The sequence below is a fragment of the Cryobacterium sp. CAN_C2 genome (genome assembly GCF_015751745.1).
In the GTDB taxonomy this organism is placed as follows: domain Bacteria; phylum Actinomycetota; class Actinomycetes; order Actinomycetales; family Microbacteriaceae; genus Cryobacterium.
In genome coordinates, this window is record NZ_JADOUX010000002.1 from 167238 (window position 1) to 187360 (window position 20123).

At 65.7% G+C, this 20123-nt stretch carries 12 protein-coding genes and 1 tRNA gene; 8 read left to right on the top strand and 5 right to left on the bottom strand.

Annotation, left to right across the window (positions count from 1 at the left end):
* Nucleotides 1–80: 80 nt before the first annotated feature.
* Nucleotides 81–5954 (bottom strand): peroxidase family protein, encoded by a 5874-nt coding sequence (locus tag IWX77_RS02360; protein ID WP_327012093.1) that lies wholly within the window; start codon nt 5952–5954, stop codon nt 81–83.
* 162 nt (nt 5955–6116) lie between these two features.
* Here IWX77_RS02360 and IWX77_RS02365 point away from each other — a divergent pair, with 162 nt between their 5' ends.
* From IWX77_RS02365 to IWX77_RS02375, 3 genes are all read left to right on the top strand, one after another.
* Complete coding sequence (locus tag IWX77_RS02365; RefSeq protein ID WP_196842901.1) at nt 6117–6830, top strand: TetR/AcrR family transcriptional regulator; 714 nt, start codon at nt 6117–6119, stop codon at nt 6828–6830.
* A 319-nt stretch (nt 6831–7149) separates the two neighbouring features.
* Complete coding sequence (locus IWX77_RS02370) at nt 7150–8376, top strand: acyl-CoA dehydrogenase family protein (RefSeq protein WP_297412988.1); 1227 nt, start codon at nt 7150–7152, stop codon at nt 8374–8376.
* Nucleotides 8377–8480: 104 nt separating this feature from the next.
* Nucleotides 8481–11000, top strand: a complete 2520-nt coding sequence (locus IWX77_RS02375; RefSeq protein ID WP_196842902.1) for an excinuclease ABC subunit UvrA — start codon at nt 8481–8483, stop codon at nt 10998–11000.
* A gap of 227 nt (nt 11001–11227) precedes the next feature.
* On the opposite strand, the gene IWX77_RS02380 is transcribed toward IWX77_RS02375, so the two are convergent.
* Nucleotides 11228–11869: a hypothetical protein gene (locus tag IWX77_RS02380; protein WP_196842903.1), complete on the bottom strand. Its 642-nt coding sequence runs from the start codon at nt 11867–11869 to the stop codon at nt 11228–11230.
* A gap of 224 nt (nt 11870–12093) precedes the next feature.
* On the opposite strand from IWX77_RS02380, the gene IWX77_RS02385 reads away from it, so the two are divergent.
* Nucleotides 12094–13497, top strand: coding sequence for an MFS transporter (locus IWX77_RS02385; protein WP_196842904.1), 1404 nt, complete (start codon nt 12094–12096; stop codon nt 13495–13497).
* A gap of 95 nt (nt 13498–13592) precedes the next feature.
* Here the strand turns inward: IWX77_RS02385 and IWX77_RS02390 are convergent, their stop codons facing one another.
* Nucleotides 13593–14495, bottom strand: a complete 903-nt coding sequence (locus IWX77_RS02390; RefSeq protein ID WP_327012094.1) for a LysR family transcriptional regulator — start codon at nt 14493–14495, stop codon at nt 13593–13595.
* A 116-nt stretch (nt 14496–14611) separates the two neighbouring features.
* Between IWX77_RS02390 and mmsB the strand changes: the two genes are divergently transcribed.
* The 3 genes from mmsB (at nt 14612) to IWX77_RS02405 (ending at nt 17891) form a co-directional block, all read left to right on the top strand.
* Entirely contained in the window at nt 14612–15514 is a 903-nt protein-coding gene (mmsB, locus tag IWX77_RS02395; protein ID WP_196842906.1) for a 3-hydroxyisobutyrate dehydrogenase, read from the top strand.
* 30 nt (nt 15515–15544) lie between these two features.
* Entirely contained in the window at nt 15545–17029 is a 1485-nt protein-coding gene (locus IWX77_RS02400) for a CoA-acylating methylmalonate-semialdehyde dehydrogenase (RefSeq protein ID WP_196842907.1), read from the top strand.
* 67 nt (nt 17030–17096) lie between these two features.
* The gene (locus IWX77_RS02405) at nt 17097–17891 is read left to right on the top strand and encodes an EI24 domain-containing protein (protein WP_196842908.1); all 795 of its coding nucleotides are present in this window, start codon (nt 17097–17099) and stop codon (nt 17889–17891) included.
* On the opposite strand, the gene IWX77_RS02410 is transcribed toward IWX77_RS02405, so the two are convergent.
* Nucleotides 17888–18829: a cytochrome b/b6 domain-containing protein gene (locus IWX77_RS02410; RefSeq protein ID WP_196842909.1), complete on the bottom strand. Its 942-nt coding sequence runs from the start codon at nt 18827–18829 to the stop codon at nt 17888–17890. The genes IWX77_RS02405 and IWX77_RS02410 overlap by 4 nt on opposite strands.
* 142 nt (nt 18830–18971) lie before the next feature.
* On the opposite strand from IWX77_RS02410, the gene IWX77_RS02415 reads away from it, so the two are divergent.
* Nucleotides 18972–19958 carry a quinone oxidoreductase family protein gene (locus IWX77_RS02415; protein WP_196842910.1) on the top strand — a complete coding sequence of 329 codons (987 nt, stop codon included), beginning with the start codon at nt 18972–18974 and terminating at the stop codon, nt 19956–19958.
* Nucleotides 19959–20031: 73 nt separating this feature from the next.
* Here the strand turns inward: IWX77_RS02415 and IWX77_RS02420 are convergent.
* A tRNA-Leu gene (locus tag IWX77_RS02420) sits at nt 20032–20115 on the bottom strand.
* Between the last annotated feature and the right edge of the window lie 8 nt (nt 20116–20123).

Genomic DNA, 20123 nt, shown 5'->3' on the forward strand with positions numbered 1-20123 from the left:
GAGAACCGGCCGGCGACTCAAGGTGAGTCGCTGGCCGGCTCCAGTGCGAGAGAACTACCGCGATGGAACAGGTGGCGCTGTTAGAGCACGGTTCCGGTCGTGAAGGTCCACGTACTCGTCACCAGCGGGTTCCCGATCAGATCTCGAACGCTCGTGTTGCCACCGGTGATGGTCACCCGATACTGAACGTTCGAGCTCAGGGTCACCGAGGGGTTGATCGTCAGAACGTTGGTGGTGGCATTGAACGCCGCCACCGATGTGACTACCGCCCCGGTGGAGACCCGAGTGATCTGAACCGTGGCCGCGCTGACACCGGTGATGTCCTCACTGAACAGCGCGGTCACGTTGGCATTTCGGGCCACCGCGGTGGCTCCCGAAGCGGGAGTCCTCGTGGTGATCGTCGGAGCCGGGCCGGTGATGAAGCTCCAGGAGCTGGACACCATCGTGTTGCCGGCCACGTCACGAATGCCCGAGAGCGTCGCCGTGTACGTGCGGTCGGCGAGCAGCGTTGCGTTCGGGTTCAGTGTCGCAACCCGGGTCGTAGCGTTGTAGGTGACCACTGCCGGAATTACAGTGGTACCGAGCCGGAGCACGAACGTCGTGCCGCTGACTCCCGTGACCGCTTCGCTGAACGTTGCCGACAGGTTGTTCGTCTGGCTGACCGAACGAGCACCCGATGCCGGGGTCCGAGCGGTCACCGTCGGGAGCACGAACTCCGCACGCGGAGTCACTGCCACCGACCGGGCCGAGAATGCTCCGGTGCCGACCGCGTTGATCGCGGCGACATCAAAGGTGTACCCGGTTCGGTTCGTCAGCGACCCGATCACCGCGCTGGTGACATTAGCCACCGTCGTGGTGCCCGTGGCCGTCGCGCCCGCACCAATGAAGGTGCGCACCGAGTAGCCCGTGATGGGTGCCGCAGCGGCGTCCGGGGCCGGGGCGGCCCAGTTCACGGTCGCCGACGCGTTCCCGGCGACCGAGGTTCCGATCACGGGCGCTCCGGCGACCACCTGCACCACGGGGGCGGTCGGTGTGACCGCCACCGACCGGGCCGAGAATGCTCCGGTGCCGACCGCGTTGATCGCGGCGACATCAAAGGTGTACCCGGTGCCATTCGTCAGCGACCCGATCACCGCGCTGGTGACATTAGCCACCGTCGTGGTGCCCGTGGGCGTCGTGCCCGCACCGATGAAGGTGCGAACCGAGTAGCCCGTGATCGGTGCCGCATTGGCGACCGGTGCCGGGGCGGCCCAGTTGACGGTGACTTGCGCGTTACCGGCGACCGAGGTTCCGATTACCGGAGCTCCCCCAACCACCTGCACCACCGGAGCCGCCGGGGTCACCGCGTTGGACGAAGCGGAGAATGCGCTCGTGCCCTCCGCGTTGGTCGCCGACACCTGGAAGGTGTAGCTGGAACCGTTGGTCAACCCGGTGACCACCAGGTTGACTGCGGTGCCGGGGGCGGTGCGCAGCGCGCCCACCTGGGCGCCGGCCGAATCGAGCACCTTCACCGCGAAGCTGGTGACGATGCCGGTTGCGGACGGGGTCCAGGCGACCGTTGCGGTGGCGTTGCCGGCGACAGCCGCACCGATCACCGGAGTTCCCGGAGCCACGGTGTCGCTGAACTGCAGGCGTTCGATGTTGCGCAGGGTGTCTGTGCCGTCGGTACCGCGGTTATCGAGAACCGTGGTGACCGATCCCGCCGAACCGAGAGTGCCGTCGCCGCCGGTCGTGGTGACCTGGTAGTCACTCGCCAGACCCGAGAACATCGCGGAGTCGATGCCGCCCGTTCCGTAGAGGATCCCGCGAACTGCCACGATATTGCCGGGGTCGACAACTCCAGCGAAGACCGCTTCCTGCAGCGTCTGCCCGGTGAGATTACCGGCACCATCGCGCAGGTACTGGCTCGCCATGGCGGTCTGCCCCGCATTGTTGACGCTGGCACTGCCGATCTCTGTCAGCGGGTCACTCGGGTTGGTCCGAACGCTCAGCCGAACATTGATATAGGCGTCACCGTCAATGATGTCATCGGCGCCACGGCCCTCGATCAGGTCGCTGCCGCCACCGCCGAGGAGGATATTGCCGTCGCCCCAGACGTTCGGGCCGGTCAGGATCGGGCAGTCGTTCGATGCCGACTGCGCGACGACCGCGCTCAACGGAGTTGCGAGTGGCGGAACCAGTGCATCCAGACCGTCAATCCGGTTCAGGCTGTCCTGATCCAGCGCGTCACAGCCGATGAAGCCGCCGCCGCCGACGGCACTGGGAACAATGTTGTCACCACGCAGGATGTCATTGAGGCCGGCACCGGAGAGCGCCTCCACCTCATTGAACTTGTCGCGGACTCCAATCTGAAGGATGCCGAGAGCCGGGAACGGGAGCGCGAGGTCCGCGTCCTGTGGCTGCGGGTCCCCGAGCCCGATCTCCCAGTCATACCCAGAACCGCCGGCGACCTTTTCGATACCGGGGCCAGCAAGACCGATGTCATCGCCGCCCTCCATGTCGTAGTCGTCGTCGCCACCCTGGCCGATGAAAATATCGGAACCGGGCCTCTGCGAGTTATCCAGGAAGAACAGGTTGCTGCTGTCTCCGATCAATAGGTCAGGCTGGTCGCCGCCCTCCAACCAGTCGTCGCCACTGTCACCGAGGGCTTCATCGATGCCCTGACCCAGAATGATGAAGTCGTCACCGGCTCCACCGAAGGTTACGTTGGCATTGGCTCCACCGTTGGTGAAGTCTTTGCCCTCGCCACCCATGATGATGTCCAGACCCGGGCCGGCATCGATCGCGTCGTTGCCGGGACCGCCCTTGGACACGTCGTCACCACCAAGGTCGGTGAGGATGTCGTTGCCTTCACCGCCGAGTGCGACATCGGCACCACCACCACCCTCGATGATGTCGTTGCCAGCACCACCCCAGAAGGTGTCGTTGTCGTTGCCGCCGAACATGCGGTTGACTCCGAGAGCACCGTTGTACACGCTCTGGCCATTGATGCCGGCCGGGTCGATGCTGTTGCGAGCGCGGTACTTGATCGTGCCGTCGGGCATGCGAATCAACAGAGCCGTTTCGTTACAGTCGGAATCCACGTCATCTGCGACCGTGTTTCCGAATGTTGCGTAGCCCGTGGCCGTTCCAGCCAGGTTCTTCAGCTCGAACTTGCAGTCGGCCGTCGCAAACGCATCCGCCTTCAGTGTGTGGGCGGGAGAGTTGCGCATGACCATCTCGGCGAACGAGTTGCCCTCGAGTTGGGTGCGCAGATTCATGCCGGGTGTGCGCGCCAGGTAGTACAGGCGGTCACCGTTCTGCAGTTCGGTGAGCTGGTTCTCGAACACGTAGTTGAACGTGGTTCCCAGCAGACCGCCGAACGGCGTCGTCACCTCGGCGAGGCCACCAATCCAGAGGTCGATGTCGTCGACTCCGGTAACCGAGCGTGTTCCGCTGTTGGCATACGCATCGGTGCTGTTCATGAACGCTGCAGCATCGACGGGTGCCACATCGCCAGCCAGTACGTCGGGGGCAACGATCAGCCGAGCGGCCTCACGCTTTCCCGCCAGGGTGGTTGCGCTGGTGATCGACGGGTGTTGTCCATACGCAGCGACGAAGTTGACCAGCGAGGTCGGGTGTTTGAGGTTCTCACCAAAGTCGACCCAGCTGATGTACGGCTTGAGCGCGCCATCGTTCGTCGAGTTGAACAGCTCCCGGCGAAGAACATTGAGCGTCGAGATGCCCTCAGAGCGCGCGCGCGTCATGTTGATTGCCGCCAGGTCGAGCGGAAGACCCAACAGGTTGTTGCGCAGGGTGTCGGTCACGAACTCATCGAGTTCTTCACCGATCTGATCGGACATGCCCATGATCACGCTGCTGGCCGCCTGTTCCGAGGTCAACTCACCGGCCGCACCGCCATCGGTGTACGCCGGAGGGTTCAGGAAGCCCTTGAGCAACGAGATGTCGTTCTTGCTCCCGCGGATGTCGTCGGACGTTCCGTAGACGCCATCGGCGCCGACCCGGTCCTCGTTCGTGCGCGAGATCGTCTCGGTCAACATGGAGTGGCCGAAGCGGTACACTGCGTGAGCGAACTCGGCCTTGATGGCCGGGTTGATCTCGGTCTGGGTGAAGGCAAACGGCTGGAAGGGGTTGATCCCCGGCTGAACCTTGCGCGCAAACTCTTCAAAGACGAGGTGCTGGTATTCCATTTCGGTGATGAACCGAGCCGCCTGGAAGATGCGCTCACCGTTCCAACCGTCCGCTCCGCCAGCCAGCTTCCACTCGGCCAGGGCTGCGACGCCCTTGGCTGTTGTGTCGTTGGTGAGAGTGTTCTCGATGTCACCGACGAGACGGTCGTGCTCGGAGTGGAAGATCTGGTGAACCGCGGTAAGACCGATGTTCTCGTTGACCCGGCCATCCCCGGCGATGAAGTGCGCGTTGAGCATCTCATCGTCGTAGGTGCCGACCGGCTGGCTGGCGAAGTCGGCACTGGCGGTGTTGTCGAGGTCGGGCGTGCGGCCCGGCTTCGGCTCGGCATTGTGCGCGATGTCCGTCAGGAACGGAGTATTGAAATAGAGCACGTTGCTCGGCACGGGCACCGGCGCGTCGATGTTGCCTTCGACCATGCCGGTCGCTGTGACGTACATCGGCAGGTTGCGAGCGGGACCCGGGATGAACTTCCCGTAGGGGTCAACGGCCATCTGCGGAATGTTGAGCACGTCCTTGTCCTCGAGAAGGAGCCCGAGAAGGCTCGAAGCCTGTGCCTTGGTGGTGGCCCAGGTAGCCATGCCCCCAGCCGTCGGGCCAGCGGGGCCGCCGAGCATCTTGCCGGTCGAGACCGGAAAGCCAGCCGGGTTATTGACATACTCGCGCAGGAAAAGCTGGTGCGAGGCGTGCGAGGCGTATGTCTGGCTCTGGTCGACCCACGGTGAGTCGGTGTTGAGCGCGTCCTGGACGTCATCCGATGTACCGAGGATGCCGTCAGCGCCTGGCTGGTTCTGCCCACGGGTGAGCACCATGAATGCCTGATTGGCCGGAACTTCGTCGCCGTTGCCGACGATGCCGTCTGGACCGGCGACCCGGAGCGGGTCATCAGCCTGGAGCGGCACAAAAACCGTTCCACCGCCCTTCACGGTCTGGTCAATGCCGTGGTCGAAGAACTGACCGAACAGGGTGAACAGGGAGTTATACGGCGGCGAGAGGCCGACATCCGTGGTGACGTTCGGAATTGACAAGGTCTCGCCAGCCGGCACGCAGCCGGCCGGTATGCCTGCCGGCACGGCCGGCGTCGGGTCAGTCGTGCAGGGCACGATGGGGTTTCCGCCCTGAGCTCGCACGGGATATCCGGCTGCCGCGATGGCCGACGGGTTCGTGGAGGTCTGGTCAACGATCAAGTTGCTGACGATGCGGGGTTCCGCGTCGAAGACGTTGCCCCTCTTCTGCTGGTACGACGAGGGTCCGGTTGGCCCGAAGCCCGGAAGAACCGGGTCGGCGTCGCGGAACGACTTCGTGGTCAGCCGCGGGAACACCTGGTCTGCCGCACCGAAGGTCTCTTGGCCGGGCTGCAGGTTGTTACAGGAACCGTCAACGGTGCGCAGACCCAGGGAGAGGAGCGGGCTGGCAATTTGGTTGGCTCCGGTTCCCACCAGGGCGCCACAGGGTCCGGTGGCTGAGGTCGTGTTGGCGACGTGCGCCTCCGCGATCTTAATCTGCTTCAAAATGTAGGCGAGGTCCGAGGCGGTAACCGCGAAGCCCTGGCCGACCGGGGCAACGATGGCACTGGCGCTGATCGCGGTGGCCGAAAGACCCAGGCCGGCGTAAAGAACCACGGCCATGCCGGCGGCGACCATGCGGGTCATCCGGCTAAAGGGGGATCTCCTGGCGTGCTTGGCAGGCGGGCTACCGTGCATTCCCGGCGTTCCTGCTCCTCGGGCCGTTGCGCCCTTGACCGGATTTCCCTTAATCGGACTCATGACACACCTATCTCTACAGAGCGAGTGAATGCTGCAAGCGTGCAAGGAGGGCCTTATGGAAACCTTGTGCCCTCAGGCGCCGTGCTGTCATCGCGGCGCACCGGCCCGCCTCGCGGAGTGCGCGGGGCAACGCGTGGGATTTCGTGATAATTTCGGCAGACTATGCCTGAGCCCACGCCGCACGCCCCGAACGACACCGGCCTTCGCCCAGCGGATGCCCACTCCCGCGTTGAGGTAGCCGATATCGCGGTGCGGCTGTTTCAGAGCGGCGGGTACGAGGCGACAACGGCGACCGACATCGCCGCAGCTGCCGGGGTGTCCCGCAGCACCTTCTTTCGGCAGTTCGGTTCAAAAGACGATGTGATCTTCGCCGACCACGACGAACTGCTCGAGCAGATCTCGGGGTATTTTGCGCAGGAGCATGCTGACCCGTGGCTCGCGGTGTGCGAGGCGGCTGCGCTCGTTTTTGAACGCTTTCGGGAGAGGCTCGAGGTTGTGCGCATGCGCGACCTGCTCGTGCGGCAGACGGTCGTGCTGCGCGATCGTGAAACCGTGATGGTGTCACGGTATGAGAAGGTCTTTGCCGCGTACCTGCGGGGGGCGCTGCCCGAGATCAACCCGCTCACCGCCATCCGCTTTGCTGCGGCGGTGACGGCCACCCACAACTTTGAGTTGCGTCGGTTGATTCGCGGGGCCGCGGGAGTCGGGCCAGCCGAGCTCGCGGCCGAGCTCGCCGAGGTGCGCCGGCTGTTATCACCGGCGGCCGTGGCGGACGACCGGGCCTCCGACCTGATCGTGGCGGTGTTTCCGGCGTCCGCTTCGGTGGAGGAGATCGCCCGAGCCGTGCAGGAGCGGTTGCGCGACGCGCAGCTGTAGCGGGTTGGGGTGGCCGGGTTGGTCGTCTCAGCTGAGTTCGCGCGGGGGTTGCGCTGCTTCGCGGGAGCTGCGCCAGGGTGCCCAGATCCCCTCCTCGACCTTCGCTGGACTTGCGCCAATTCGCGGGAGGCGCGCCACCCGCGCATCGGCGGAAGTCCCGCGCGAAGCGGATGCCCCGGCGCAAGCTCGACCTACGAGGGTGTCTCGACGAACTCGACCAACAACCTTCCGACATTGACACTCAGTCTCAGTTGACCTGAGACTGAGTGTCAGGTAGAACTGTGGCAGGGGAATTCACCCACACAGTTCGAGAAAGGCCATGATGCCCACTGACGACGTTTCCGCACCGGCCCGGCCGGCCGCCGCGCCCGACTACGACGTGTCAGCGCCGCTGGACACCGACTACTACGGAGTGTTCGCCAATGTTCCAGCCGCCGACCGGGCGTTCTGGGCACGAGCGCGCACCTTTGCGGTGGAGACGCTCGACGAACTGAGCGAGGCCTGGGACAAGGCCGAATACCCTCTGCACCTGGCACGCCGCTTGGGTGAGCTCGACCTGCTCACCGATGGTGTCGAGGGTCCGGGGCTCACCCCGATGTCTCCGCTCGCCGCCGGCCTGGTGAACATGGAAATCTCCCGAGGTGACGGCTCAATGGGCACCGTGGTGGCCGTGCAGGGCGGACTCGCCCTGCGCAGCATTGCCATGTTCGGAAGCGACGAGCAGAAAGCCACCTGGCTGGTTCCGCTGGCTCGCGCCGAGAAGCTCGGTGCCTTCGCCCTGACCGAACCCGACCACGGATCGGACTCGGTGGGCCTGGAAACCACCGCGCACCGCGACGGCGACGAATGGGTCATCAACGGCGAGAAGAAGTGGATCGGCAACGGCTCGGTCGGCGACGTCACCGTGGTCTGGGCCCGCGACGACGACGGCAACGTACGCGGCTTTCTGGTCGACCAGTCCCTGCCCGGCTACCACGGCGAGACGATGCTCGGCAAGGGCTCGTTGCGCGCCGTGCACCAGGCTCGCATCACCCTCGACAACGTACGCGTGCCGCTCGATGCCGTGCTGCCCGGCGCCCGCACCTTCAAGGACACCGCCCAGGTCTTGTTCGCCACCCGGCTCGGCGTCGCCTGGTCAGCGCTCGGCCACGCGACGGCAGTGTTTGAAGCCGCCCTTAACTACTCGCAGCAGCGGGTGCAGTTCGGCAAGCCGATCGCCGGATTCCAGATCGTGCAGGAGCGCCTCACGCTCATGCTCTCCGAGCTCACCTCGATGCAGCTGCACTGCATTCACCTGGCCGGGCTCGACGCGGCCGGTACGCTCCGCCCCATCCAGGCCAGCCTGGCCAAGTTCCACAACACCCGTGCAGCACGCAATCTCGCGTCCATCGCGCGCGACATGCTCGGCGGCAACGGCATCCTGCTCGAGAACCATGTCATTCGACACCTCGCCGATATCGAATCGATCCACACCTACGAGGGCACCGAAAGCATCCAGTCGCTGCTCATCGGTCGCGATCTGACCGGGGTCAGCGCCTTCCACTGAGTTCGACCCCCGCGGCCACGCGTTGGTCTGGCTCGACGAGACCATAATGTGCTCTCGACACACTCGACCAACGAAAATCAGGGGAGCGAACTAGGATTATTTGGATGACTGTGCAACCTTCGGACCCTGCTGTGCCCACTTTCGCCCCCGACGCGTTCGTGCGGGTGCGCGGCGCCCGCGAGAACAACCTGCGCGATGTGAACGTCGACGTGCCCCGGGATGCCATCGTCGCGTTCACCGGGGTCTCGGGCTCCGGAAAGTCATCCCTCGCCTTTGGCACCATCTTCGCCGAGGCGCAGCGACGCTTCTTCGAGTCGGTTGCGCCCTACGCCCGCCGGCTGATTGCGCAGGGGCACACCCCGCACGTCGACGAGATCACCGGGCTGCCCCCGGCCGTTGCCCTGCAGCAACGCCGGGGAACGCCCAGTTCCCGTTCGAGCGTTGGCACGGTCACGACCCTCTCCAACTCGCTACGCATGATGTATTCCCGTGCCGGCATATATCCAGCGGATGCGGCCGGCCGCCTCGAATCCGACTCCTTCTCGCCGAACACCGCGATGGGGGCCTGCCCGCGCTGCCACGGCCTGGGCATGGCGCACACCGTCAGCGAGGCGTCGATGGTGCTCGATGCCACGCTGAGCATTCGCGACGGCGCCATCGCCGCCTGGCCCGGTGCCTGGCAGGGCAAGAACCTGCGCGACATCGTCGCCGTACTCGGTTACGACATCGACCGGCCCTGGCAGGATCTGTCCCGCGCCGACCGCGACTGGATTCTGTTCACCGAGGAGCAGCCGGTGGTGGAGGTCGTGCCGCAACGCGACCGCATCGCCAAGCCCTACCAGGGCCGATTCTGGAGCGCCAAGAGTTTCGTGCTGCACACGCTCGCCGACAGCAAGAGCCCGAACGTGCGGCAGCGGGTACTGCGCTACGTCGACACCGGCCCCTGCCCGGACTGCGCCGGAAGCGGGCTGAAGCCCGAAGCCCTCGCCGTCACGGTGGCCGGGCACTCGATCGCCGCGCTTAATGCGCTGCCCATGACGGCCCTGGCCGATATCCTGCGCCCGATCGCAGCAGTCGGCGGCACTCCGGCTTCGTCGGAGGTGTCCGTCACCCTGGCCGGCGACCTGCTGCGCCGCATCGACGTGCTGCTCGAGCTGGGCCTCGGCTACCTGGCCCTCGGCCGGTCGACCCCCACGCTCTCCCCGGGAGAGATGCAACGGCTGCGCATCGCCACGCAACTGCGCTCGGGGCTGTTCGGCGTCATCTACGTGCTCGACGAGCCCTCGGCCGGCCTGCACCCGGCCGACGCCGAGCCCCTGCTGCTCGTGCTCGAACAGCTCAAGTTGTCGGGCAATTCGGTCTTCGTGGTCGAACACAATATGGACGTCGTCGGGCGCGCCGACTGGGTCGTCGACGTCGGACCCCGGGCCGGCGAGGGCGGCGGTGAGGTGCTCTACAGCGGGCCGACCGCCGGCCTGGCCGAAGTGAGCGATTCCGTGACGCGGCAGTATCTGTTTGCGGATGACCGCGAGCCGGTGGCGCGGGCAGAGCTGCGACATCCGCTCGGCTGGCTGGGCCTGACCGATATCAGTCGGCACAACCTACAGGGTCTCGACGCGCAGATTCCACTCGGCGTGCTCACGGCGGTCACCGGCGTGAGCGGCTCGGGCAAGTCAACCCTGGTCAGCCAGGTACTCGCTGAAGCGGTCGGGCAGCACCTGCACCCCGACCCCGACGACGCGCCCCTCCGTGATCTCGGCGACCCCGACACCGACGTCGAATTTGCCGAGCGGATGCCGGTGGCCGCGGTGACCGGGCTCGAGGCCGTCGATCGGCTGGTGCAGGTGGATCAAAAGCCGATCGGGCGCACGCCGCGCTCCAACCTCGCCACCTACACCGGCCTGTTCGACGCCGTGCGAGCCACGTTTGCCGCCACCGACGAGGCTCGTGCCCGCGGCTTCACCGCCTCACGGTTCTCGTTCAACGTTGCCGGCGGCCGCTGCGAGACCTGCCTCGGTGAGGGATTCGTGGCCGTCGGACTGCTCTTTCTGCCGGGCAGCTACGCGCCCTGCCCCGACTGCGGGGGATCGCGCTACAACCCCGAAACTCTCGAGGTGACCTACCGCGGCAAGAGCATCGCCGACGTGCTCGGTCTCACCGTAGATGCCGCTCTGGTCTTTCTCACCGACGTGGCCGTGGCGGCACGCAGCCTCGAGACCCTGCGCGAGGTGGGCCTGGGGTATCTGCGCCTGGGGCAGCCGGCCACCGAACTCTCCGGCGGGGAGGCGCAGCGCATTAAACTCGCGACCGAACTGCAACGCGCCCGCCGCGGTCACACACTGTACCTGCTCGACGAGCCGACAACGGGGCTGCACCCGGCCGATGTCGAGCTGCTCATGCTGCAGCTCGGGCGCCTGGTCGACGCCGGCAATACCGTGGTTGTGGTCGAACACGAAATGGACGTGGTGGCCGCCGCCGACTGGGTGATCGACCTCGGCCCCTCCGGTGGTGACGACGGCGGTCGCATTGTCGCGGCCGGCACCCCCACCACCGTGGCCGCCCACCCCACCAGCCGCAGCGCACCGTACCTGGCGCGTCGCCTCGCCTCGCTGAGTGAGTCCTGATGGTCGGAGGCGATGAGGGATCGTCTGTGGGGTATTCCGAGGAGCCGGTTGTGCCAGATCCGGCGGCGAGGGGCCCGGCAGCCTGGCTGACCCCATAGTCCCAACCGCATTGCCGCGGAGGGGTGGGGAACATTCCCGTCAGATGCTTGCTGGCGTAGCGGATCCATTTGCGCCACCGAAGCGATGCCGAGCGGGTGTTGGGCGATGAGGACTCACTCATCTGGCCTTCAGCGCATGCGTTGGGCCAGCACCGCAGGGTGATCGCTGGGCAGTCCGTGCCGTCGGCCGCCCTGCAGCAGCACGACGTTCTTCTTCTCCCAGTCGCGGAGCGCCTGCCGGAGCGAGTCGATCGCGGCGCTCTCTGCGCAGGTGCCGGCCGTACGGCCGCAGGAGCACTTCGTGGGCCGGGCCGGGTCGTCATGGTGCAGCGCGTCCATGCGCCACAGGCCAGCCATCGCCCAATCGATCTGGCGGTGGGCAAGCTCCGTGTTGCGTTCGGCGCGCTTGACCAGGTTGTTCTGCAGCAGGCCACGCACCCCGTCGATCCCCGCCGAGAACTGGCCGGCAACGAGCGCACTGAGCTCAACGACCTGGTCGCGCAGTGCGGTCAGGTCTGTATCTCGGGCGACGAGTAAGGCATCCGTCTCTGTGATGTACCCCTGGTGAGCGGTTTCGGCGGCCGCCCACCTCGCGGCCCACAACCGCACATGCTCGAGGTCGCGGCGCTCGCTCTTTTCGGCTGAGAGGTGGTGCACGCAGAGCGTGCAGACCACCTGGTCGCTCAGCGACGTGAAGTGAAAGGGCTGCGGCGCGAGGCAGCACAGGCAGGCCACTTCCAGGTCGACGTGCAGCGGATGCGCATGCGTCACTGTTGATCCACCTCACTGTTGTCCTTCGAGAATACCCGTGCCGCGGTCACGTCCCAGGACCGCATGTGCATTTCTGCACGGCCCCCCTGCGGGAAAGGTCTTTGACAGTCTTGGTCTCAGCCCACAGGCTGAGACCAGCCAGACGATGTGCCGCCGCGCGCAGTTGCGATGTGAGCCGCGACTGCCAGGCACGTTGTGTCAATGAGGACACGAGGGGGAATCCCATGAGCACGAAGAGATCCGACACGGGAAATGACGTGCAATCATCCGGCCTGAAGAAGGTCGTCGCGGCCTCCATGGCCGGCACGGTCGTCGAATGGTACGAATTCTTTCTCTACGCATCGGCGGCCACCCTGGTGTTCGGCACCCTGTTCTTTCCGAACGCGGGCAGCGAACTCGAGGGCATCATCGCGGCGTTCGCAACCTATGCGGTCGGGTTCCTGGCTCGCCCCATCGGCGGCATCGTTTTTGGACACTTCGGTGACAAATTCGGTCGCAAACGCCTGCTCCAGTTCAGCCTCGTACTTGTCGGCGTCGCCACATTCCTGATGGGCTGCCTGCCGACATTCCAGCAGATCGGCTACCTAGCACCGGTTCTCCTCGTACTCCTGCGCTTCATTCAGGGCTTCGCGGTCGGCGGCGAATGGGGCGGTGCCGTGCTGCTCGTCGCCGAGCACAGCCCAGAGAAGTCGCGCGGATTCTGGGCCAGCTGGCCCCAGGCCGCCGTGCCCGGTGGAAACCTGCTCGCTACCGCCGTACTCTTCGTGCTCTCCAGCACCCTCTCCGATGAGGCTTTCCTGAGCTGGGGCTGGCGCGTCGCGTTCTGGCTCTCCGCCGTCATCGTGCTCGTCGGCTACTACATCCGCACCAAGGTCAGCGATGCCCCCATCTTTCTCAAGGCGCAAAAAGAGGTCATCGCCGGCGACAAGCGTTACGGCATCGTCGAGGTCTTCCGTCGCTACCCGCGCGGAGTATTCACCGCGATGGGATTGCGTTTCGCCGAAAACATTCTGTACTACCTCGTCGTGGTCTTCTCGATCACCTACCTGAAGATCATCGTGGAGATGGACACCTCCCGCGTTCTGCTGCTCCTGCTCGTCGCCCACGCCCTCCACTTCACTGTCATTCCGTTCGTCGGCCGTCTCTCCGATCGAGTCGGGCGCCGCCCGGTGTACTTCGCGGGCGCCGTGCTGGCCGGCACCTGGGGCTTCTTCGCCTTCCCCATGATGGACACCGCGAACGATTTCATCATCATCATCGCGATCATGATGGGCCTGCTGTTCCACGCTCTGATGTATGCCGGCCAGCCGGCCATCATGGCCGAAATGTTCCCCACCCGCATGCGCTACTCCGGCGTCTCGCTCGGCTACCAGGTCACCTCGGTCATCGCCGGTTCGATCGCCCCGATCATCGCCGTCAGCCTGCTCTCCACCTTCGATTCCTCGGTGCCGGTGGCCATCTACCTCGCGGCAGCCTGCCTTGTGACGGCCCTCGTCGTGCTGACCCTCAAAGAAACGCGCGGCCTGTCACTGCACGACATTGACGCAGCGGATGCCGCAGCGGATGCCGCAGCTACGGCGGATCATGCCGCCCAGGTCTCCGACCTCGGCGGGGCGTCCCGCCGATAGCCCGTGCAACGGCGGCCCGATCTCCTTATCGGGCCGCCGTTGTCGTGCCGTGCCACGCTTTCGGCCCGATCAGGTTGCGAGACTCACGCGGTGCATCAGTCGGAGAACGCATTCGGGCGATGCGCGATCTCGAGGGTGATCGCCTCGATCGCGGCGCGTACCACGGGAGAGCGCAACGATTCGGCCCGCACGACCGCCCAGATCGGCAACTGGCGCTGAAAGTCGTCGGGCAGCACCGGAACGAATTCCGGCCGATCGTGCACGAGAAAGTTCGGCAGGAGTCCGATTCCAGCGCCCGCCTGCACCGCCTCCAGTTGGGCGAACAGGCTGGTCGACTGAAATGTCGTGGCGGGCTCCGGTAACTGCGACGACCGGTAGCCGAGGTCGGTCACGAGCAGTGCGCTCTCGACATAGGAGACAAAACTGTGCGACTGGATGTCATCGAGGGACTCGGGTATACCCCGGCTGCGCAGGTACTCGCGGCTGGCATACAGCCGCAAGAAATAGTTGGTGAGAAACATCGCCTGGGCATTGTTGACGTCATTGCGCCCGGCCACGATCTCGAGGTCAACGCCCGATCGATTCTGGCTCACCTTGCGGGTGGCGCTGAACATTTCGATATTAATGAGCGGATGGCCCTGCTGCAGCTTCACGAGCGCCGGCGTCACGATCTCGGCCCCGAACCCGTCGATCGTGCTGATGCGCAACAGCCCCGACAGCGGGTCGGTCTGGCTGATCGCCGTGGTGAGGGCCCCGAGCCTGTCTTCGATCGCTTCGGCCGCGTCGACGGCGTGCCGACCCAGCTCGGTGAGTTCCCAGCCGTGCGGGCTGCGCTCGAGCGTGCGGCCACCCAGCTCCTGGTCGAGCGAGAGGATGCGCCGCGAAATGGTCGTATGGGTGGTGCCGAGCGCCTCGGCGACCGCATTGAACCGGCCCAGCCTGGCCACGGTGAGCAGCACGAGCAGGTCATTCGGGCTCGGAAGCTGGTGTGAACTCACTGATCCGTCCTTTCGAGAATGTGCATCTGCGCACATACCCCCTGTGAAATATTGCCTTGATTGCACTCTATCCGGCTGCGAGGCTGGGAGCAGCACACAGGCAAAGGAGCTTCGTCATGGCAGTAGTCGCATGGATCGGGTTGGGCAACATGGGTGGACCCATGTCAGCAAATATGGTGGCCGCCGGCCATGAGGTGCGCGGGTTCGATCTGAATCCGGATGCCGTCGCCACGGCCGTCACGGCCGGAGTCACTGCCGCCCTCAGCATTGCCGACGCTGTCGCTGGTGCCGACGTGGTCTTTACGATGCTGCCCAGGGGCGAGCATGCCCGTGCGGTGTACTTTGGTAACGAGGGCGTGCTGGCCCACGCCGACACGACCACCCTGCTGGTGGATTCCTCGACGATCGACATCGACACGGCCCAGGCCCTGCACGATGCCGCAGCGGCAGCCGGCTTTCGCTTCGTCGACGCGCCTGTCTCGGGAGGCATGAGCGGCGCCACGGCCGGCACCCTCACCTTCATGATCGGCGGTGAAGCGGATGCCGTCACCACCGCCACCGCGTATATCCAGCCGATGGCCGCGAACATCATTCCGACCGGTGGCGCCACGACCGGCCAGGCGGCAAAGATCTGCAACAACCTGATGCTGTTCATCAACCTCGCCGCGACCGCCGAGGGCGCCGTTCTGGCCGAGCGGCTGGGACTGGACAAGCGGGTGTTCTGGAATATCGCATCCGTTTCATCGGGCGACAGCTGGGCGCTGCGCACCTGGTATCCGGTCAAGGATGTCGTCGAGACGGCCGCGGCCAACCGGGATTTCGCCCCGACCTTCACCACCGCGCTCGCGAGCAAAGATATCGGCCTGGCCATCGCCGCGGCCCGGGCGACCAACACCCCGCTGGAAATCGGCGAGCACGTCGCCGGGCTGTTCCAGCGGCTGATCGACGAGGGCGAGGGCGGCAAGGACTGCTCCATGATCGTCAAACTCGTCGACGGCACCCTGCAGTCGCACGCCTGAACCCGCTCAACCATCAGAAAGAGCACTTCCATGCAAACAATTCCCCACTACATCAACGGCCAGCGCGTCGAGTCGGCCGAACGATTCGGCCCCGTGTTCGATCCGGCTACCGGCGTGCAGGAGAAACAGGTCGTACTGGCATCCCGCGCGGTCGTGATCGACGCCATCGAATCAGCCGCGGCCGCCCTTCCCGAGTGGCGGGCCAGCAGCCTGGCCAAGCGCACGGCCATCTTCTTCAAGGTGCGCGAACTGCTCGCGGAGCGCACGAATGAGCTCGCCGCGATCCTCACCAGCGAGCACGGCAAGGTACTCTCCGACGCGGCCGGCGAGATCACCCGCGGGCTTGAGAACATCGAATTCGCCACCGGCCTCGCCCACATGCTCAAGGGCGATTTCTCGCAGCAGGTCTCCCACGGCATCGACGTGCACTCGGTGCGCCAGAGCGTCGGCGTCGTCGCCTGCGTCACCCCCTTCAACTTTCCGGCCATGGTGCCGCTGTGGATGATTGGCAGCGCCCTCGCCTGCGGCAACACCGTGCTGCTCAAGCCGAGCGAGAAGGACCCGTCGTCGGCCATCTTCATCGCCGAAATCTTCACCGAGGCCGGACTGCCCGCCGGCGTGCTCAACGTGGTTCAGGGCGACAAGGAGGCCGTCGACGAGCTGCTCGACAACCCCGAGGTGAAGGCGATCAGCTTCGTCGGGTCCACCCCGATCGCGAAGTCCATCTACAACCGGGCGGCCGCGAACGGCAAGCGGGTGCAGGCGCTCGGCGGCGCCAAAAACCACATGGTGGTACTGCCCGATGCTGACCTTGATATGGCAGCGGATGCCGCGATCAACGCCGCCTACGGATCCGCCGGGGAGCGCTGCATGGCTGTGAGCGTGCTCGTGGCCGTCGGCGGCATCGCCGACGACCTCGTCGCTGCGATCGAGAAGCGCATGAAAACGCTCATCGTCGGTCCCGGCACCGATCCGACCTCGCAGATGGGCCCACTCATCACCGGCGAACACCGCGATCGGGTCGCGTCCTACCTGGCCGGAGCCCAGGCAGCCGGCGCCACGATGGTCGTCGACGGCCGGGCGCAGAACTTCGACAGCGACGGCTTCTTTCTCGGCGTCAGCCTGATCGACCACGTCATCCCCGGTATGAAGGTCTACGACGACGAAATCTTCGGCCCGGTGCTCTCGGTCGTGCGCGTGGACACCTTCGACGAGGCCGTGAAGCTCGTCAACGAGCACGAATTCGGCAACGGTGTCGCCCTGTTCACCCGCGACGGCGGGGCCGCCCGGCAGTTCGAGTTCGAGATCGAGGCCGGCATGGTCGGCATCAACGTGCCGATTCCGGTGCCGGTCGGGTCATTCTCGTTCGGCGGCTGGAAGAACTCGCTCTTCGGCGACGCGCATATGTACGGGCCCGACAGCATCCGTTTTTACACCCGCGCCAAGGTCGTCACCACCCGCTGGCCCGACCCGGCCAGCTCACAGATCGACCTCGGTTTTCCGCAGATGGCCTGAACGACACGGGTCACCGACTTCTCGGGGAGCCGTGGCCGCGTTCACGCGAGCGGGTTAGGGTTTGGGGGTGCCGCCCGACTCGACTGCCAACCCCACCGCCACCCGCGAGTTCTTCGCCGGGGCCGGCATTCTTGTTCACGGCCTCAGAATGTGGATCACCTCGCCGCGCCTCATGCTGCTCGGTGCCCTACCGGCCCTCATCGTCGGCAGTGTCTATGTCGCCGGCATCGTGGTGCTCCTCGTCAACCTCGAGTCGATCGTCGTCACGATCAGTCCGTTCGCGAGCGGCTGGGGCGAGCCGTGGCGCACGAGTGTGCGGGTCGTGGCCGGCGCGGCGGTCGCGGCCGCCGGCCTCCTCTTATTGGCGTACACCTTTGTGGCGGTGACGCTGCTGGTCGGCGATCCTTTCTACGAGCGCATCTGGCGCGCGGTCGAGACCAACCTCGGCGACGCGCCCGTCGAAGCACAGCGCGGCCTGCTGCGCGGCATTCTGCATTCCGTGGCCGACGCCCTGCGGCTGGTCAGCCTCGCCGTGCTGGTCGCGATCGTAGTGCTGCTCTGCGGCCTGGTTCCCGGGCTCGGACAGCTGATCGCGCTCGTTCTCGGGGCGCTGTTGGGCGGCTGGATCCTCACCCTCGAACTCACCGGCTTCGCCTTCGATGCGCGCGGTTTCACCCTCACCCAGCGACGACGGATGCTGCGCGCACGTCGATCCCGCAGCCTCGGTTTCGGTGTGCTCACCTACGTGCTCTTCCTCATTCCGGGCGCGGCCGTCATCGTCATGCCCGCAGCGGTCGCCGGGGCGGCCCTGCTCAGCCGAGACGTTCTCGCGGCGACGAGTGCGGCCCCACCGGGCGTTTAGCGCTTGGTGTGAATGATGCGTCCGCTGCGAGCCGCAATGGCGCGAACGACGAGCGGACGTGCCCCCACCCAGATAGCGGCCGTGAACAGGATCGAGCCGACGAAAATCCACACCCCGGTCCAGCCGTCGTCATTGCGTGCCGCATACATGTGGTTGAGGTTGGCTCGGGCGCCGGTCGTGAGCACGAGAGTCACGTGCACGACGATGAACGCCACGAAAAAGATCAGCAGCGCACAGTGCAGCGTGCGCGCCACGGGCAGCGGAAAGACGTGGTCGAGCCGCCGAAACCGTGCGGACAGACCCGGTGACAGGCGCAGGCCGGTCACGAGCGCGATCGGTGCCGCTATGAAGACGACCACGAAGTAGCTGAGCAACTGCAGCGCGTTGTAGTACACCCAGCCGGTGTCGGTCGGCCAGTTGAGCGAGGCATACTGCAGGCCGGCCGACGCCGCATTGGGAAAAACATCCCAGCTGGTGGGTACGAGTCGTAGCCATTGACCGGTCGCGAACAGCAAAACGTAAAACACGACGCCGTTGACGACCCAGAGGGTGTCGAAAACGATGTGTTGCCACAGGTCGAGGGTGATGCGAATCGGGGGATTCCTGGTGCGGTACAGCCCGGCGTTCCTGCGCGTCCAGAAAATGGTCGGGCGTTTGGAGGTGCGCACCTGCCATCCGGTGCGAATGACAAACAGAATAAAGAAGGCGTTGAGCCCGTGTTGCCAGGCCAGCCAGGCCGGTATTCCGATCGGGGTGGCGGTCGGATGGGTCGAGACGCCGGGGTAACTACGACTGAAGGACTCGACCCAGGGAAGGGCGCGAATCCCGTTCGCCGCGAGAACAACGAGGGCCAGCGCAATGAGCAGGATCGGCACAATCCACACCGGCCGCAGCGTACGCAGCCAGAAGGCCCTGCGCCGAGAGGCACCCGTCGTCATCGTGATCCGTTCTCGCCCGGGCGAAGTCCCGCAGCGTCCACAAAAGGCTACTGGCCCGCCCCGCCCGGGTGTCGATCAAGGACGCGGTGGGTCACATTTCCCGCCCGGACCGCGCCTGTTCTCATCAATATAGGATTCGGTCATGAAGGTACTGGAGATAACCCAACCGGGAGGCGCCGATGTCGTTCGGTTCGCCGAGCGCGCTGAACCCACCCCCGGTCCCGGCCAACTCCTGATCGAGGTGGAGTACGCCGGACTCAACTTCACCGATGTGCTCGCGCGTCGCGGCGTGGCCGGGTATTCGACCGGGTGGCCCTTCGTGCCCGGCATGGAAGTCGCCGGTCGCGTCGTCAGACTCGGAGATGACGTCACTGCATTCGCGGTGGGTGACTCGGTTCTCAGTTTCACTCCCACTGGCGGCGGACTCGCCGAACGGGCCGTCGCCGACGCGGCGCTCACCGCGCTCGTGCCCGACGGCATTGACCTGGCCGCCGCAACGACGATTCCACTGACCTGGGCCACCGCGGTCGGTCTCGTTCAGCGATCCTGTGCGGCACCGGCCGAATCGATTCTGATCACAAGCGTTGCCGGTGGCGTGGGAGGAGCCCTCACGGTTGTGCTGTCCGGCCACGACCCGCGCATCATCGTGGGCGGCCTGGGTTCGACCGCCAAGAGCGTCGGTGCCGGTGTGGTTGCCGTGGAGCGCAGCATCCGGTTCTTTGACGAGGCGGCGGCCGTGGCCGGCGGCCCCTTCGATGTCATCTTTGAGTCAGTCGGCGGCGACGTCGCTGCGGAGGCACTGCTGCACCTGGCGCCGGGCGGGCGGCTCGTCACCTACGGGGCCGCAGCAGGTGACGCCGACCCGGCCTCCCCACCACTGAGCGCACTCCGATCACGGAACAACGCCATCATCGGCTTCAGCATCCTTAGCCTGAGCCGCTCCAACGCGGCCGCAACGCTGATGCTCATCACCAAGGCGCTCGACCTGACCGCGCACGGTCTGGTCATACCTCGACCGAACATTCTCCACTGGAACCAGGCGATCGAGGGCCACCTCCGGCAGAGCGAAGGCCGCGCCACCGGCAAGTCGGTCGTGCGAGTCAGTGCTCCGGGCTCGGCCCATGAGTGACACAGGGCCTCCGATTTCTCGAAGGCCCCAATTGTTCGCATGGATTGTGCGGCTAACCGCTTGCAATCCGCAGTGCGCGAGAGGGGACTTGAACCCCTACGTCCTTTCGAACACTGGCACCTGAAGCCAGCGCGTCTGCCAATTCCGCCACTCGCGCGAACTTAG

What these genes read in the sequence shown, in the direction of transcription:
- IWX77_RS02385 (WP_196842904.1), top strand. Translation starts at nt 12,094, where the DNA reads ATGAGCACGAAGAGATCCGACACGGGAAATGACGTGCAATCATCCGGC.
- mmsB (WP_196842906.1), top strand. Translation starts at nt 14,612, where the DNA reads ATGGCAGTAGTCGCATGGATCGGGTTGGGCAACATGGGTGGACCCATG.
- IWX77_RS02400 (WP_196842907.1), top strand. Translation starts at nt 15,545, where the DNA reads ATGCAAACAATTCCCCACTACATCAACGGCCAGCGCGTCGAGTCGGCC.
- IWX77_RS02365 (WP_196842901.1), top strand. Translation starts at nt 6,117, where the DNA reads ATGCCTGAGCCCACGCCGCACGCCCCGAACGACACCGGCCTTCGCCCA.
- IWX77_RS02415 (WP_196842910.1), top strand. Translation starts at nt 18,972, where the DNA reads ATGAAGGTACTGGAGATAACCCAACCGGGAGGCGCCGATGTCGTTCGG.
- IWX77_RS02360 (WP_327012093.1), bottom strand. Translation starts at nt 5,954, where the DNA reads ATGAGTCCGATTAAGGGAAATCCGGTCAAGGGCGCAACGGCCCGAGGA.
- IWX77_RS02370 (WP_297412988.1), top strand. Translation starts at nt 7,150, where the DNA reads ATGATGCCCACTGACGACGTTTCCGCACCGGCCCGGCCGGCCGCCGCG.
- IWX77_RS02410 (WP_196842909.1), bottom strand. Translation starts at nt 18,829, where the DNA reads ATGACGACGGGTGCCTCTCGGCGCAGGGCCTTCTGGCTGCGTACGCTG.
- IWX77_RS02375 (WP_196842902.1), top strand. Translation starts at nt 8,481, where the DNA reads ATGACTGTGCAACCTTCGGACCCTGCTGTGCCCACTTTCGCCCCCGAC.